This window comes from Tritonibacter scottomollicae (assembly GCF_003003215.1).
In the GTDB taxonomy this organism is placed as follows: domain Bacteria; phylum Pseudomonadota; class Alphaproteobacteria; order Rhodobacterales; family Rhodobacteraceae; genus Epibacterium; species Epibacterium scottomollicae.
The window spans coordinates 293,745-306,864 of record NZ_PVUF01000001.1 but is presented as its reverse complement, the minus strand read 5'-3'; the positions used below and the strand labels follow the sequence as shown (position 1 = coordinate 306,864).

At 63.0% G+C, this 13,120-nt stretch carries 14 protein-coding genes; 2 read left to right on the top strand and 12 right to left on the bottom strand.

Translation table 11 applies throughout. The annotated features are described in order from the left end of the window. Positions 1-66: 66 nt before the first annotated feature. The 5 genes from phnK to phnG form a co-directional block, all read right to left on the bottom strand. Positions 67-837 (bottom strand): phosphonate C-P lyase system protein PhnK, encoded by a 771-nt coding sequence (phnK, locus tag CLV89_RS01535; RefSeq protein ID WP_106161824.1) that lies wholly within the window; start codon positions 835-837, stop codon positions 67-69. Next, positions 837-1,718: an alpha-D-ribose 1-methylphosphonate 5-phosphate C-P-lyase PhnJ gene (locus tag CLV89_RS01530; RefSeq protein ID WP_106161822.1), complete on the bottom strand. Its 882-nt coding sequence runs from the start codon at positions 1,716-1,718 to the stop codon at positions 837-839. Before CLV89_RS01530 ends, phnK begins: the two co-directional genes overlap by 1 nt. A 276-nt stretch (positions 1,719-1,994) precedes the next feature. Next, a complete protein-coding gene (locus CLV89_RS01525) occupies positions 1,995-3,098 on the bottom strand; it encodes a carbon-phosphorus lyase complex subunit (protein WP_106161820.1) in 1,104 nt (367 codons plus the stop codon). A gap of 4 nt (positions 3,099-3,102) precedes the next feature. Continuing rightward, the gene (gene phnH / locus CLV89_RS01520; RefSeq protein WP_106161818.1) at positions 3,103-3,678 is read right to left on the bottom strand and encodes a phosphonate C-P lyase system protein PhnH; all 576 of its coding nucleotides are present in this window, start codon (positions 3,676-3,678) and stop codon (positions 3,103-3,105) included. Further along, the gene (phnG, locus tag CLV89_RS01515; protein WP_106161816.1) at positions 3,678-4,130 is read right to left on the bottom strand and encodes a phosphonate C-P lyase system protein PhnG; all 453 of its coding nucleotides are present in this window, start codon (positions 4,128-4,130) and stop codon (positions 3,678-3,680) included. Before phnG ends, phnH begins: the two co-directional genes overlap by 1 nt. 110 nt (positions 4,131-4,240) lie before the next feature. Here phnG and phnF point away from each other — a divergent pair, with 110 nt between their 5' ends. Continuing rightward, positions 4,241-4,963 (top strand): phosphonate metabolism transcriptional regulator PhnF, encoded by a 723-nt coding sequence (gene phnF, locus CLV89_RS01510; RefSeq protein WP_106161814.1) that lies wholly within the window; start codon positions 4,241-4,243, stop codon positions 4,961-4,963. A 191-nt stretch (positions 4,964-5,154) separates the two neighbouring features. Here phnF and CLV89_RS01505 read toward each other — a convergent pair whose 3' ends face one another. From CLV89_RS01505 to phnC, 5 genes are all read right to left on the bottom strand, one after another. Further along, positions 5,155-5,769 (bottom strand): LbetaH domain-containing protein, encoded by a 615-nt coding sequence (locus CLV89_RS01505; RefSeq protein WP_106161812.1) that lies wholly within the window; start codon positions 5,767-5,769, stop codon positions 5,155-5,157. Positions 5,770-5,980: 211 nt separating this feature from the next. Further along, positions 5,981-7,312: a phosphonate ABC transporter, permease protein PhnE gene (gene phnE / locus CLV89_RS01500; RefSeq protein WP_106161810.1), complete on the bottom strand. Its 1,332-nt coding sequence runs from the start codon at positions 7,310-7,312 to the stop codon at positions 5,981-5,983. Next, positions 7,309-8,193: a phosphonate ABC transporter, permease protein PhnE gene (phnE, locus tag CLV89_RS01495; RefSeq protein ID WP_106161808.1), complete on the bottom strand. Its 885-nt coding sequence runs from the start codon at positions 8,191-8,193 to the stop codon at positions 7,309-7,311. Before phnE (CLV89_RS01495) ends, phnE (CLV89_RS01500) begins: the two co-directional genes overlap by 4 nt. A 126-nt stretch (positions 8,194-8,319) precedes the next feature. Next, positions 8,320-9,222: a phosphonate ABC transporter substrate-binding protein gene (gene phnD / locus CLV89_RS01490; protein WP_106161806.1), complete on the bottom strand. Its 903-nt coding sequence runs from the start codon at positions 9,220-9,222 to the stop codon at positions 8,320-8,322. Positions 9,223-9,290: 68 nt separating this feature from the next. Further along, a complete protein-coding gene (gene phnC, locus CLV89_RS01485; protein ID WP_106162303.1) occupies positions 9,291-10,109 on the bottom strand; it encodes a phosphonate ABC transporter ATP-binding protein in 819 nt (272 codons plus the stop codon). Positions 10,110-10,410: 301 nt separating this feature from the next. On the opposite strand from phnC, the gene rpe reads away from it, so the two are divergent. Continuing rightward, complete coding sequence (rpe, locus tag CLV89_RS01480) at positions 10,411-11,094, top strand: ribulose-phosphate 3-epimerase (protein ID WP_106161804.1); 684 nt, start codon at positions 10,411-10,413, stop codon at positions 11,092-11,094. A 149-nt stretch (positions 11,095-11,243) separates the two neighbouring features. Here rpe and CLV89_RS01475 read toward each other — a convergent pair whose 3' ends face one another. Together CLV89_RS01475 and CLV89_RS01470 are read right to left on the bottom strand one after the other, a co-directional pair. Continuing rightward, positions 11,244-11,669 (bottom strand): PaaI family thioesterase, encoded by a 426-nt coding sequence (locus tag CLV89_RS01475; protein WP_106161802.1) that lies wholly within the window; start codon positions 11,667-11,669, stop codon positions 11,244-11,246. Positions 11,670-11,806: 137 nt separating this feature from the next. Further along, a complete protein-coding gene (locus tag CLV89_RS01470; protein WP_106162302.1) occupies positions 11,807-13,039 on the bottom strand; it encodes a Tm-1-like ATP-binding domain-containing protein in 1,233 nt (410 codons plus the stop codon). Between the last annotated feature and the right edge of the window lie 81 nt (positions 13,040-13,120).

Here is a 13,120-nt window from a genome sequence, read left to right as displayed (position 1 = left end):
TTTCCAACGGAAGAAGAGAATGCTGTCGCGTGCAACTTGTATCATCGCGCAGGCAGGGAACATTGCTCACACCTGCAGCACGGACGAGACCAGAAGCTGAGTATAGGCGTGTTGCGGATCATCAAGCACCTGATCCGTGAGGCCGGTTTCCACCACATGGCCGGATTTCATCACCATCAGGCGATCCGCCAACAGGCGTACCACGGCGAGGTCATGGGTAACGATGATCGCCGACAGCCCCATTTCGCGCACCAATCCGCGCAGCAGGTCCAACAGTCGCGCCTGTACGGAGACATCAAGCCCACCGGTGGGTTCGTCCATGAACACCAGACGCGGGCCGGTCACCAGGTTGCGGGCGATCTGCAGACGCTGCTGCATGCCGCCGGAGAACGCCGTGGGGCGGTCGTCCACCCGGCTCTCCTCGATCTCCACCCGGTCGAGCCAGTCGACGGCACGGTCGCGGATCTGACCATAGTGGCGGTCACCCACGGCCATCAGACGCTCACCAATGTTGCCACCCGCCGAGACCGACATGCGCAACCCGTCGCGGGCGTGCTGATGCACAAAGGCCCAATCGGTGCGGCTGAGCATGCGGCGCTCGGGCTCCGACATGGTGACGGTATCGACCGGGCCGCGATCACGGGTGTCAAAGATCACCTCGCCCGCGTCCGGCTCCAGATGCCCGGCAAGGCAGTTCAGCAGCGTGGATTTGCCGGAGCCGGATTCGCCCACGATACCCATGACTTCGCCCGGATAGAGATCAAATGAGACATCGGTGCAGCCGATCCGGTGGCCGTACATCTTCTGGATGTTGTTGACTTGCAAAAGAGATTGCATCACGCGGCCTCCGGTCCGGTGGTGAGGGGTGCGTCGGAGCCGAGACGGCCCACATGGCCCGCCTCGCGCCGCGCGCGGCAATAATCAGTGTCGGAACAGACAAACATCCGCCCCCCTGCATCATCCATGATGACCTCGTCGAGATAGCTGTCCTCGGCGGCGCAGAGATCGCAGGCATGGTCGGCCTTGGTGGCTTCAAACGGATAGTCCTCGAAATCGAGGGAGACCACTTTGGTGTAGGGGGGAACCGCGTAGATCCGCTGCTCCCGCCCCGCACCAAAGAGCTGGATCGCGGCCATTTCCATCTTGGGGTTGTCGAATTTCGGAATGGGAGACGGATCCATGACATAGCGCCCTTCCACCTTCACCGGATAGGCATAGGAGGTGGCGATGGAGCCATGTTGGCTGATGTCCTCATAGAGCTTCACATGCATGAGGCCGTATTCTTCAAGCGCATGCATCTTGCGGGTCTCGGTCTCGCGCGGCTCCAGAAAGCGCAGTGGCTCCGGGATCGGCACCTGATAGACGATGATCTGATCCTCGCGCAGGGTGGCCTCCGGAATCCGGTGACGGGTCTGGATGATCGAGGCTTTTTCGGTTTCCTCGGTGGTGGCAACACCGGCGGTGCGCTCAAAGAACTTGCGTATGGAGACCGCGTTGGTGGTGTCATCCGCGCCCTGGTCGATCACCTTGAGGGTATCATCCGGCGTCAGCGCCGCCGCAGAGACCTGCACGCCGCCGGTGCCCCAGCCATAGGGCATGGGCATTTCGCGACTGGCAAAGGGCACCTGATAACCGGGGATAGCGAGACCTTTGAGGATCGCGCGACGGATCATCCGCTTGGTCTGCTCGTCAAGGTATGCAAAGTTGTAGTCAGACATGTTAACGACCCCTTACCGGATTTCTGTGACCTGCATTTGAGGGCGATCCCAAATGAGTTTTGAACAAAAATTGGCTTTCGCATTTGGAGGAGGTTTTTTCCTGTTGATCTATTGTCTCGTTCGGTTGGCGATTAGATTTCGCCGAGGAGATTTTGACAGCGCCCCAGCCAAAGGCGATCAAACGAAAGCGCATAATTCGATAGATCCAATCGATGTAGCGGTCGGCACGGGACATTACGGAGGTGGTGCAATCCATAGAGACGGGGAAGATTAAGCTCATTCCGCCGCCTCCCGCGCTTGCTGGGCCGCCACGCGCGCGGCCTCGGCCTCACGGCGCAGCTTGCGCACCAGTTCCAGTTCGGACTGGAAATCCACGTAATGCGGCAGCTTGATATGTTCGAGAAAGCCGGTCGCCTGGATGTTGTCGCAATGGCTGAGGACAAATTCCTCGTCCTGCGCGGCGGCGCCGACGTCGTCCTCACCCAGCTCGCGCCAGCGCAGCGCCCGGTCCACCAGCGCCATGGCAATCGCCTTGCGCTCGGTCTGGCCAAACACCAGACCATAGCCGCGGGTGAACTGCGGCGGCTCGGTCTTGGAGCCCTTGAACTGGTTCACCGTCTCGCATTCCGTCAGCTCCACCTCGCCGATCTCGATGGCAAAGCCCAGCTCGGGGATGTCCATCTCCACCGCGACCGAGCCGATGCGCAGCTCACCCACAAAGGCGTGGTTGCGCGCATAGCCGCGCTGGGTGGAATAGGCCATGCCGAGGATGAACCCCTCGTCGCCCCGGGTCAGAGTCTGCAACCGGGTGGTGCGATCCGCAGGGAAGGACATCGGCTCGCGCGTGATGTCCTTAGGCGTGGCATCGCTGGCGGGCTGATCCTCGATGATGTCCTCGCCACGCAGGAAGCTGGTCACATGCGGGGTTGGCTCGCGGCGTGGTGTGCCACTGGGGGCCTCGGGCAGCTCTCCTTCGGCGGCCAGTTTGAAATCCAGCAGCCGGTGGGTGTAGTCGAATGTCGGGCCAAGCACCTGCCCGCCGGGCACGTCCTTGAAGGTGGCCGAGACGCGACGGTCGCAGGCCATGTCGGCGGTCTCCACGGGCTGTGAGGTGCCAAAGCGCGGCAGCGTGGTACGATAAGCACGCATGAGAAAGATCGCCTCGATCAGATCGCCACGCGACTGCTTGATCGCCAGCGCCGCAAGGTCGGGATCATAGAGCGAGCCTTCGGCCATCACGCGGTTCACCGCCAGCTTCAGCTGCTCGCGGATCTGGGCCAGTGACAGCTCGGCGACGGAAGTGTCGCCACGGCGCTCCTCCGCCAGCCAGGCATGGGCATTGTCGATGGCGCGTTCGCCACCTTTTACGGCTACATACATGCGCTTAGCCCTCCGACTGGATCTGGCTCGACCGTGGCAGGGCAGCCACTTGCGATCCGGATGTGAAAAAGAAATCCACCCCAAGCGGGTAGAGCATGGAATTACGCTGCATCAGGGCCACGTCGGGCAGGTACATCTGGGCGCTGTCCTTGATGCCAGGCCCGGTGAGACGCGCATTCGGGGCGGCCAAATCGCCCCCCTCAACCACCAGCGTGGCGGAGCGGTCCGGGTATTCCGAGGTGCCGATGCGGTATTGATCGATCGGCATCAGTGCGGCCCAGCCACCAACGGCAAAATCCGCCTCCGCTGCGGGGACAATCGGCGCGCCGGTGTGAAAGGTCAGCCAGCCGCGCAAGCCCGCGCTGTCCACATCCGTCGCCAGATAAATGCCGGTTTCCGGATCACACAGGGTCAGCAGCAGGCTGGCGGCCGCGATGCCGAGGCCCTCGGGCGCTTCGCCCCCGGTCAGGGTGCGGATCTCGCCCGGACGCGCCATTACGTCCATCGCGGCCCGAAAGCCATGCGCCGCGGCCACTGCGGGATCGGCAAAACCGCCGGAATAGATATCGAGTTGGGTCATCAGTCCTCTCCTCGCACCATGGTGAAGAAATCAACCTTGGTCGCGGCAGCCTTCGCGGCGCGGGCGTCGCGGGCGGCAGCTTTCTCCTGGCGCAGTGGCGTCAGGATCTTGTCCTCGACCTCTGCCGCGGCTTCGGTCTGCATCATCGCGTCCAGCTTGGCGGCCAGTTCCGCCTGCCGCTTGCTGCGGCCCTGCACATAACCATGCCCGACGGTGCCGTCGGCAATCTTGAGCGTGCAGCGAGTCACCGTCATTTCCCCGAGGTTGAAAGGCGCGCCGGTGCCGCCGGTCCGCCCCCGCACCATCACGCCGCCGGTTTCCGGCGCGCGCAGCCAGTCGTGGTCAGGCTGCGCCTCCAATGTGTCGAAGAGCGCGACAAGGCGGCCCTCCGCTGCCGAGGCCAAAAGGCTCATCCAGCCTTTGCGTGCCTCTGGCGCTATTTCTTGTGTCATGTCTCTGGTCGCCCCTTGGCAGGATTGTCTACATGTCCTATACAACTAGACAAATACTACATGAGTCGCCCTCTGCGGCGCAAGCCACCTGATCGTGAAGGTTTGATGACATGGCAAAATCCCCCTCTCGCACTCCGGTCTGGAAGTCGATCACCATCACCCTGACCGATGACATCGCCCAGGGGCGCTACGACACCGGCACCAAGCTGCCCGCAGAGGCACAGCTGGCCGAGCGTTTTGGCGTCAACCGCCACACGGTGCGCCGGGCGCTGGCGGATATGGCGCAGCAGGGTCTAGTTCATGCGCGCCGGGGTGCGGGCGTGTTTGTGGCGGCGAAACCCACTGACTACCCGGTTGGCAAGCGCATCCGTTTTCACCAGAACATCCGCCGCGCGGGCCGCGCGCCAAGCAAGAAAGTGCTGCGGCTGGAGGTGCTGGCCGCCGATGGGCGCGAAGCCGATGCCCTGGACCTGGAGCCCGGGGCGCCGGTGGTGGTTTATGAGGGGTTGTCTTACGCGGATGACCATCCGGTCGCATTGGCGCGGACGGTGTTTCCGGCAGACCGCTTGCCCGGCATCATGGAGGCGCTGGAGGCGCATGAGTCTATTACCGCCGCGCTGAAGGCCTGCGGCGTCGAGGACTATACCCGTCGCGAAACCCGGATCACCGCAAAGCTTGCCACCGCAACGCAAGCCCTGCACCTGCGCACATCGGAAGGTGCGCCGATCCTGCGCACCACGGGGATCTCAGACGATTTGCAGGGTGTGCCGATCGAATTCGGGCGCACCTGGTTTGCCGGTGACCGGGTGACGCTGACGGTGGGCGACGACTGACGCGACCGCACGACGGGGCTGCTCCCGCCCGGCGCCGGATCGCTGCCACGATCCACGCCCGTTGGGCGTGGCAGCGCCGCGCGTCCCCCAAATGGGGACGCGCGGCCGGGCCCAACTCCGCCAAGGGGGCTTGCCGCCGGCAAGGCACCTGCGGAGGCGGGAGCGCCCCCGTCCCCGCGTTGCGCTGTCCGTTATTCATACTTCTCCAGAAAGGCCTCTGCCTGCAACGCCCGAAAGTCCGGCAGCGTCGCTCGCAGGGTCGCATGATCCCACTCCCACCAGGCCAGCGCCATCATCCGCTCCGCGACCGGTTCCGGGTAGCGCCGCCGGATCAACCGCGCTGTGTTGCCGCCCACGATGGTGTAGGGTGCCACATCCTTGGTCACCACGGACCCCGAGGCCACCACGGCCCCGTTACCGATGGTCACCTCCGGCTTGATCATCGCGCCATGGCCGATCCATGTGTCGTGCCCAATGCTTGAGCGGCGGCTCTTGCGGTGCGCAAACCACTCCGCATCATCCTCCGCGTCCTCCCAATAGCTGGCCGAGCGATAGAGGAAATGATGCAGAGAGGCCTTCTCCATCGGGTGATCAGTGGCGCCGATACGGGTGAAGCTGGCGATATTGGCGAATTTTCCGATCTCCGCATTGGCGATGTCACAGCTGCGGTCGCAATAGCTGTAGTCGCCGAAATGACTGTTGGCCACGCGGGTGCCTGCGCCGATCTCCGTATAGGCCCCGAAGCTGCTGTGCGCCACGTCGCAACCGGGGTGGATCACCGGCTCTGTCGGAGAGAGTTTTGCCATGTCTTGCCTGCTTTCCGTCCGCAAGGGTCCGGCTCTGACTGGCCCGTGCGGAACTTGTCGAGATTCAATATACAACTAGACAAAGTATAATTTACCGCCGCCCGTCAGGCCATGGGTTTCGCACCTGTGGACGGCGTAAAAGCCCCCACCCGGAAGGGCGAGGGCCTTGATCCGACAGGGGTCAGCCCTGCCCTAAGCTCAGGCCGACATATCAGTGCCCGCCCTCACTGCCGCTGATCAACCGCTTGCGCAGCCAGCCGGAGAACCAGTCCATCATCATCACCATCAGGATGATCAGCACGATGTAATAGCTCACCTCTTCCCAGTCCTTCTGGGTGATGATCGCCTGGGTCAGCAGCAGACCGATGCCACCGCCGGTAATTGCACCGATGATGGTGGCCGAGCGCGTGTTGGATTCGAGGAAATACAACAGCTGCGACAGAAGCACTGGCGTGATCTGCGGGATCACTCCGAAACGGTAGCGCTGGATTGGCTTGGCACCGGTGGAGGCGACACCCTCGATCTGTTTCTCATCGACGTTTTCCAGCGCCTCGGAGAAGATCTTGCCGAAGGTGCCAGTATCGGTGATCAGGATCGCCAGCGCGCCGGTCATCGGGCCGGGGCCAAATGCGCGCGCCAGCACCACGGTCCAGATCAGCGAATCCACGCCGCGCACGAAATCAAACACCCGCCGCGTCGCAAATCGTATGACCCGGATCGGCATGAAGTTTCGCGTACCGAGGAATGCCAGCGGCAGTGCCACCAGACCGGCGCCAAACGTCCCAAGGAACGCCATCAGGATGGTCTCGCCGATGGCCCAGGCCACATCGCTGTGCCGCCACATCTTGTTGGTCCAGAAGTCGTTCCAGATTGCACCCGCCTCCCCAGAAACCGCGCGACTGGCCAACTCCCCGATGCCGACTCCGTGATAGGGGCTGTCGAGGGTGAAGAAAAACAATTCCCACCCCAGGAAATAGCGAAACACTTCAGAGCGATTCCGGGTTACCGACAGACGCCCCGCATCGGTGGTGATCGCCAGCCGGTTCTTGGAGAGGTTGATCCAGTCGGGCACCTCGCCCTCGGGTAGCACTGCCTGCACGCCCTGACTGCGCGAGGGGGTGGCGGAGACCAGACCGTAGCCGGGAATATCGTATTCGATGGTCTCGGGACCAAAGCGCACCACATGGCCGCCGGTCAGGTCGATCACCGTAGTATCGCCCGCCGCAGCCGCCGGGGTCACCCAGTCCGGGCTCATGCCCTCCGGGTATTCGCCCTTGCGCTCGCCCTCAACCGCATAGGTCACGTCGCCCGTGCGATTGTCGCGGGTGACATGGGTTTTGTAACTGTAGGTGTCGGATACCAAGGTGCGGGCGTTCTCCATTGATGCACGTTCCCACAGGCCCAGCACATCGAAGGAAAAGAAAACATAGGTCAAATAGGCCAGCACGACCGCAGGCAGGCCGAAGTTCATCAGCTTCTTCTTCAGGAACAGCTTATCCATCTGCCCCTTCAGCGGGCCGGTGTTGAGGTCCATGGTGGTCATGCGGTGGCCCCTTTCCGGTTGCCGTGGGTCAGGCGATCGCGCACCGAACCGGAGATCTGGTCGACAACAACAATGGTTGCGAAGAGCAGAACAAAAATCGCTGCTGCCTCGTCGTATTTGCCCTGCCCCCAGGACATGGAGTTCTTCAGCTCGTAGCCGATGCCTCCGGCGCCCACGAAGCCCAGGATCGCAGAGGCGCGAATGTTGATTTCAAATCGCAAAAGCGCATAGGACACGTAGTTCGGACCCACCTGAGGGATCACCCCGAGCCACATGCGTTGGGCCCAAGAGGCCCCGGTAGAACTGAGCCCCTCGACGGGTTTCAGGGAGGCGTTCTCGTTCACCTCGGAAAACAGTTTTCCCAATGCGCCGGCGGTGTGAACGGCGATGGCGATCATTGCAGGAACCGGACCACCGCCCAGCAGAAAGATCAGCACCAGCGCAATCACGATTTCTGGAATGGCGCGGCAAATGTCCATGATCCGGCGAAACAGCGGGATCAGCGCCGGCCAGGGTGCCATGCCGCGTGTCGACAACAGTGACAGCAGAATGCCAAAGATGGCCCCCAACAGTGTTGCAGCCCCGGCAATGTTCAGGGTCTCGATCAGGGCGGGGAAGAAATGAACCATATGGCCGGGCAGTTCCGCCGCCTTTTCTGCCGCTTCGGACAGCACCTCGGCCGGGTAGTCGAAGATCCGCTGGTAGCCGTCGGCAAAAGAGCCGGCGTTGCGGTCATCGGCGGTGCGGAAGCCCGCCACCATCAGCGCGATAAACAATGCCAGAAGCACCCCGCCATAGAGGCGCTTGCGTCGGGTGAGATCGGCATATTGCGTCCGGATCTCATCCACCGTTCTGGGGGCGTGAGCGGTCAGATCAGCCATTAAATTCGTCCTGGGTCATGGGTGTGGCCCTGTTCCGGGTCCGCTGCGGGACAGCCGCAGACCAGGGGCCAAAAATGCGGGGCCCGGATCGTGATCCGAACCCCGCGAAGACATGGAAACGCGCGCTTAGTTGGACTTCAGCTTGCGGGCTTCGATGATGACTTCGTAGGCGTCGTGGGAGATCGGCTGGAAGCCTTTGGATTCACCCGCTGCCACGGAATAGTAGCAGTCGTAGTCCATCGCCGGCATGGAGGCCATCAGCGCGGTCATCTTGACTTTGACGTCCTCGGGCAGCGCCTTGCGCAGCACAACCGGGCCTTCGGGGATCGGCTTGGACTGCCAGATCTGGACCAGATCGTTCATGTCGATCAGGCCGGCATCAACCGCCTTGCGCAGCGCGCCGGAGTTGTAGCCATCTTCCCAGTTGCCCAGACCGTCGGCCCAGGTCACGCCTGCGTCGATGTCGCCGTTTGCAACCGCAACGATGGTCTGCTCGTGGCCGCCGGTGAATTTCACTTCGCCGAAGTAGTCGCCGGACTGCATGGTGGAGCCGGTGGCCTGCGGGATCTCGATGGAGGGGATCAGGTAGCCGGAGGTGGAGTTCGGATCACCGAAGCCGAAGACCTTGCCCTTGACGTCTTCCAGTGCCTCGATGCCGCTGTCTTTATGCGCGAAACCAACAGAGTAGTAGCCGTACCCGCCATCTACGTTGACCTTGACCAGAACCGGCTCAACCGCTTCGGGGTCGGAGAGATAGGTCTTTGCGTAGCCGGATGCACCCAGCCATGCCATGTCGATGGTGCCACCCAGCAGACCCTGGATCACGCCGTTGTAGTCGGCAGGGGCGAACAGCTTGGTTTCAACGCCCAGCAGTTCTTCGGTCTTGGCGCGCAGGCATTCGTTGGAGTTCAGACGGTCCTGGGCGTTCTCGCCGCCGAGGATGCCGATGCGGAATTCAGAGATGTCGTCAGCCATGACGGGTGTGGTCAGGGCGGTGGAGGCCAGTGCGGCAAGGATCAGGTGTTTCATCGTGGAATACTCCGGTTGTGGGTTGGCCCGACACCATACTGGCCCCGGGATGATGAAAGGGGTCAGGGTCAAACGTAGGCTTCGGCGGTGCGAACCGCCTCTGTCTGCTCCAGGGTTTCGATTGCGGTGGAGGTGGCGGCCTCGGAGAAATCCGCGCCCGCGCCGTAGATTTCGCGGGCAACGCCGGTGGTCAGCTGCTCCGGCAGGCCATCAAAGACGATGCGACCGTCGCGCATGCCAACGACCCGGTCGCAGTAGCGCCGCGCGGTATCCAGCGTGTGCAGGTTTGCAACCACGGTGCGGCCGTCTTCCTCGTGGATGCGGCGCAGGGCTTCCATCACGGTTTGTGCGTTCATCGGGTCGAGCGAGGCGATGGGTTCATCCGCAAGAATGATCTTGGGGTCCTGCATCAGGGCGCGGGCAATGGCGACGCGCTGTTGCTGGCCGCCGGACAGGGCCTCGGCCCGCTTCGGTGCATGATCGGCGATGCCCAGACGGTCGAGAATATCGATCGCCTTGTGGATGTCCGACATCGGATAGAGGTTGAACATGGTCGCCAGCGTGGAGCGGTGGTTCAACGTTCCGTGCAACACGTTCGACACCACATCCATGCGCGGCACCAGATTGAACTGCTGAAAGATCATCGCGCAATCCGACTGCCAGGCGCGCTTGTCCTTGCCCTTCAGCCTGGTGATGTCGCGGCCTTCAAAAGTGATCGACCCTTCGGTCGCATCGCCAAGACGGTTGAGCATCCGCAGCAGAGTGGATTTGCCAGCACCCGAGCGTCCGATGATGCCCAGCATGCAGGGTTTGTCGATATCGAGCGTCGCGGCGTCCACAGCCGTTTTGTCGCCGAATCTCTTGGTCAGTTTGTTGATACGCAGCACGTGCGGCCCCCTTTGGTTCCGCGACTGCCTACGCATGATCACCAAATCATTTGTGTCATCGATATAAAACTTTTGTAACTTGCCCCGATTTTCGTGACACAGCGGTAAGATCTCGGCGACAGCCGCATCCGCGCATCTGGCCCCATTGCTCCGCATTTCTATCGCGTGGATGGCGCGGGGCTCTGGGTCATCCGCTCGGGCGGGCGCAGACTCACCCTGTGCAGCAGCGGTCCTAGGCGCTATACCGCGCGCAGTCTTTACAGACTCACACCTCCCTGCCCCCTGCCAAGGATCCCCGCCGATGACCTTTGACCGTTCCATCAAGATTGCCCCGTCCATCCTGTCGGCGGATTTCGCCAATTTCGGCCAGGAGATCCAAGCCATCGAGGCCCAGGGCGCCGACTGGGTACATGTGGATGTGATGGACGGGCATTTTGTGCCCAACCTCACCTTTGGCCCGGCAGCGGTGAAAGCGTTCCGCCCGCATGTGAAGACCGTGATGGACGTGCACCTGATGATCGCGCCGGTCGATCCCTATATCGATGCCTATGCCGAAGCAGGGGCAGATGTGCTCACCGCCCATGTGGAGGCCGGCCCGCATATTCACCGCACCCTGCAAGCCATTCGCGGCGCCGGCATGAAGGCAGGCGTGGCGCTTAACCCCGGCACCCCGGCCGAGGCAGTGGCGCATCTGCTGGATCTCACCGACCTCATCTGCGTGATGACGGTGAACCCGGGCTTTGGCGGGCAGAAATTCATCGATATGACCAGCAAGGTGCGCGCCCTGCGTCAGATGATTGGCGACCGCCCGGTGCATATCGAGATCGACGGGGGCGTCGACACTACCACGGCACCGCTGGTGGCCGAGGCGGGCGCAGATGTGCTGGTGGCGGGCTCTGCGGTGTTCCGCGGCGGCTCCGTCGACACGCCGCAGGTCTATGGCGACAACATCCGCAACATCCGCGCCGCCGCGACCGGATCCTGAACTGTGTCCTAAACTGCGTCCTGACCGCAGACTGAGAAAGGCCAATCAAGCCTGACCCGCCGGGGGGGGGAGGCTCCCGCCCGTCCGGCCTGCATTAAAAATGCCTGCCGCCCCGTTGGGCCGGGCGCCGGGCCATACGGCCCGGCGCATCAGCGCTTGCGGATGCGGCGGAAGATCCCCGTTGCCGTTGCCAACAACTGCCCTTCGGCATCCTTCAGCTCTCCCGTCACATGGGCGGTGCTTTTGCCGCCCCCTGTCGCCTCGGCGGTAGCGGTCACCGGGCCCGGCCCGGTCGCCGCAATGTAGGAGAGGTTCAGCGCCACCGTCACCACTGCCGCGTGCCCCTCAGGATCGAAATATTGCGCCGCAGAGTTGCCGCAGACCACATCCATCACCGTCGCCACCATACCGCCATGCAGGATGCCATGGCGATTGAGATGCTGTGCCCCCACCTCCAGCGTCACCCTGCAGGCCCCGGTGGCATCGAACCGCGTGTCGTAACCCACAAGCTGCTGGCAGCCGGGATCGGATATCAGACGATGGCGGGGGTCTTGCGGATCTGGATCAAATGCCATCACGGCGTCCTTCAATGGCGGAAACACGGCGGGACTGTTGCCCAGCCTGCCTGCAAGGTCCAGCCCCTGATGTCTTCCCCAATGGGAAGACATCGCGCCCGGGGTGGCCTCGATGGCCAGTCCGGGCGCTCCGGCCCTTACCGAGAGATCATGCCAGCCGCCAACCAGGCGTCGAACTGCGCCAGCACCGCCTCGCAAAAGTCCCTGTCATTGATGTGGCAGGGCAGCTCCTGCAACTCGACCGACTCCGGCACAGCGCGGCGCATCTCGTCACAGAATGCGGCAAGCCCCTCCGCATCATGCAACTCTCCGCCAGCCCGGTCCCATTCGTTGCAGCCCCCGGTGGGCAGGAAAAACGCAACCGGCCCCGTCGCACCTGCCAGCTTTTCACAGATCGCGCGCGCCACCGTGCGCCGCTCCCCCGCCTCCAGCATGGCGGCGGTCAGCAAACGGTTGTGCGCATGACACTCCCGTCCCTGCAATGCAGCAGGCATCTCCTGCCAGCCGACAAAATCCACCAGATCATAGCAGCCCGGCGCCACCATCTGCGGAACGCTGGCCTTGCCCGCATGGGTCATCCGCCCCTCGCCCGCCGACAGACCGCCAAACAGATGATTGCTCACTTCCTGCGGTGCAAAATCCATCACCGCAGCAAAGGCGCCCGCACCCGCGAGGCTCTCGAAGGCCCGCCCGCCCATGCCGGTGGCATGAAACACCGCCACATCAAAGCCGCGCGCTTCCAGCGCCGGCTTCAGCGTCACCATGTAGTTCAGCACCGTCTTGCCAAAGGACGTCATCCCCACCATCGGCCGCTCGAACCGCGGCGTCTCCACCGCGCGCGCCGCGCCCAGCACCGCACCCGCCGCCTGACTGAGCGAGGCCTTGCAAATATCGTTGAGCCCATAAAGCCCCCCGGCCCAGAGGATCATCTGCACATCGGCCGGAATGCGCTCCGGCGGCAAAAGCGGTGAAAACGCCACCGTCGAGACCACATATTTCGGCACCCCCAACGGCAGCGCACCACATAGGTCCAGCGCCAGATCGGTGCCCATGGTACCGCCCAGCACGATCACACCATGGATGCGCCCCGCGCGCCACAGATCGAACGCCAGCCCGGCCGCGCCCGCCCCCATGATCTGCATCGCGGTGTTCTCATTCCCGCTGTCAATGGCGACCTGAATGGAGCTGCCCGCCGCCTCCGCCACTTCATGTTTTGACACATCCGTGGGCGCCTTGGGGTCGCCCAAAACACTCACATCCATGCTGAGCACTTGACCGCCCTGCCCCCGGATCACCTCCGACAGATAGGACAGCTCATCATCCTTGGTGTCCCAGGTCCCGGCCACAAGAATCGTCTTTTCACCGCTCATCTCATCCTCCCCTCGGGCGCCTCCCGCGCCCGTCTTCATCTTTTTTCAAATACCTCCGCCGGAGGCCGCGCGGTCCTCGCG

Coding starts and splice junctions, on each gene's coding strand:
- phnK (WP_106161824.1), bottom strand. CDS start 837: ATGCAATCTCTTTTGCAAGTCAACAACATCCAGAAGATGTACGGCCAC.
- CLV89_RS01530 (WP_106161822.1), bottom strand. CDS start 1,718: ATGTCTGACTACAACTTTGCATACCTTGACGAGCAGACCAAGCGGATG.
- CLV89_RS01525 (WP_106161820.1), bottom strand. CDS start 3,098: ATGTATGTAGCCGTAAAAGGTGGCGAACGCGCCATCGACAATGCCCAT.
- phnH (WP_106161818.1), bottom strand. CDS start 3,678: ATGACCCAACTCGATATCTATTCCGGCGGTTTTGCCGATCCCGCAGTG.
- phnG (WP_106161816.1), bottom strand. CDS start 4,130: ATGACACAAGAAATAGCGCCAGAGGCACGCAAAGGCTGGATGAGCCTT.
- phnF (WP_106161814.1), top strand. CDS start 4,241: ATGGCAAAATCCCCCTCTCGCACTCCGGTCTGGAAGTCGATCACCATC.
- CLV89_RS01505 (WP_106161812.1), bottom strand. CDS start 5,769: ATGGCAAAACTCTCTCCGACAGAGCCGGTGATCCACCCCGGTTGCGAC.
- phnE (WP_106161810.1), bottom strand. CDS start 7,312: ATGACCACCATGGACCTCAACACCGGCCCGCTGAAGGGGCAGATGGAT.
- phnE (WP_106161808.1), bottom strand. CDS start 8,193: ATGGCTGATCTGACCGCTCACGCCCCCAGAACGGTGGATGAGATCCGG.
- phnD (WP_106161806.1), bottom strand. CDS start 9,222: ATGAAACACCTGATCCTTGCCGCACTGGCCTCCACCGCCCTGACCACA.
- rpe (WP_106161804.1), top strand. CDS start 10,411: ATGACCTTTGACCGTTCCATCAAGATTGCCCCGTCCATCCTGTCGGCG.
- CLV89_RS01475 (WP_106161802.1), bottom strand. CDS start 11,669: ATGGCATTTGATCCAGATCCGCAAGACCCCCGCCATCGTCTGATATCC.
- CLV89_RS01470 (WP_106162302.1), bottom strand. CDS start 13,039: ATGAGCGGTGAAAAGACGATTCTTGTGGCCGGGACCTGGGACACCAAG.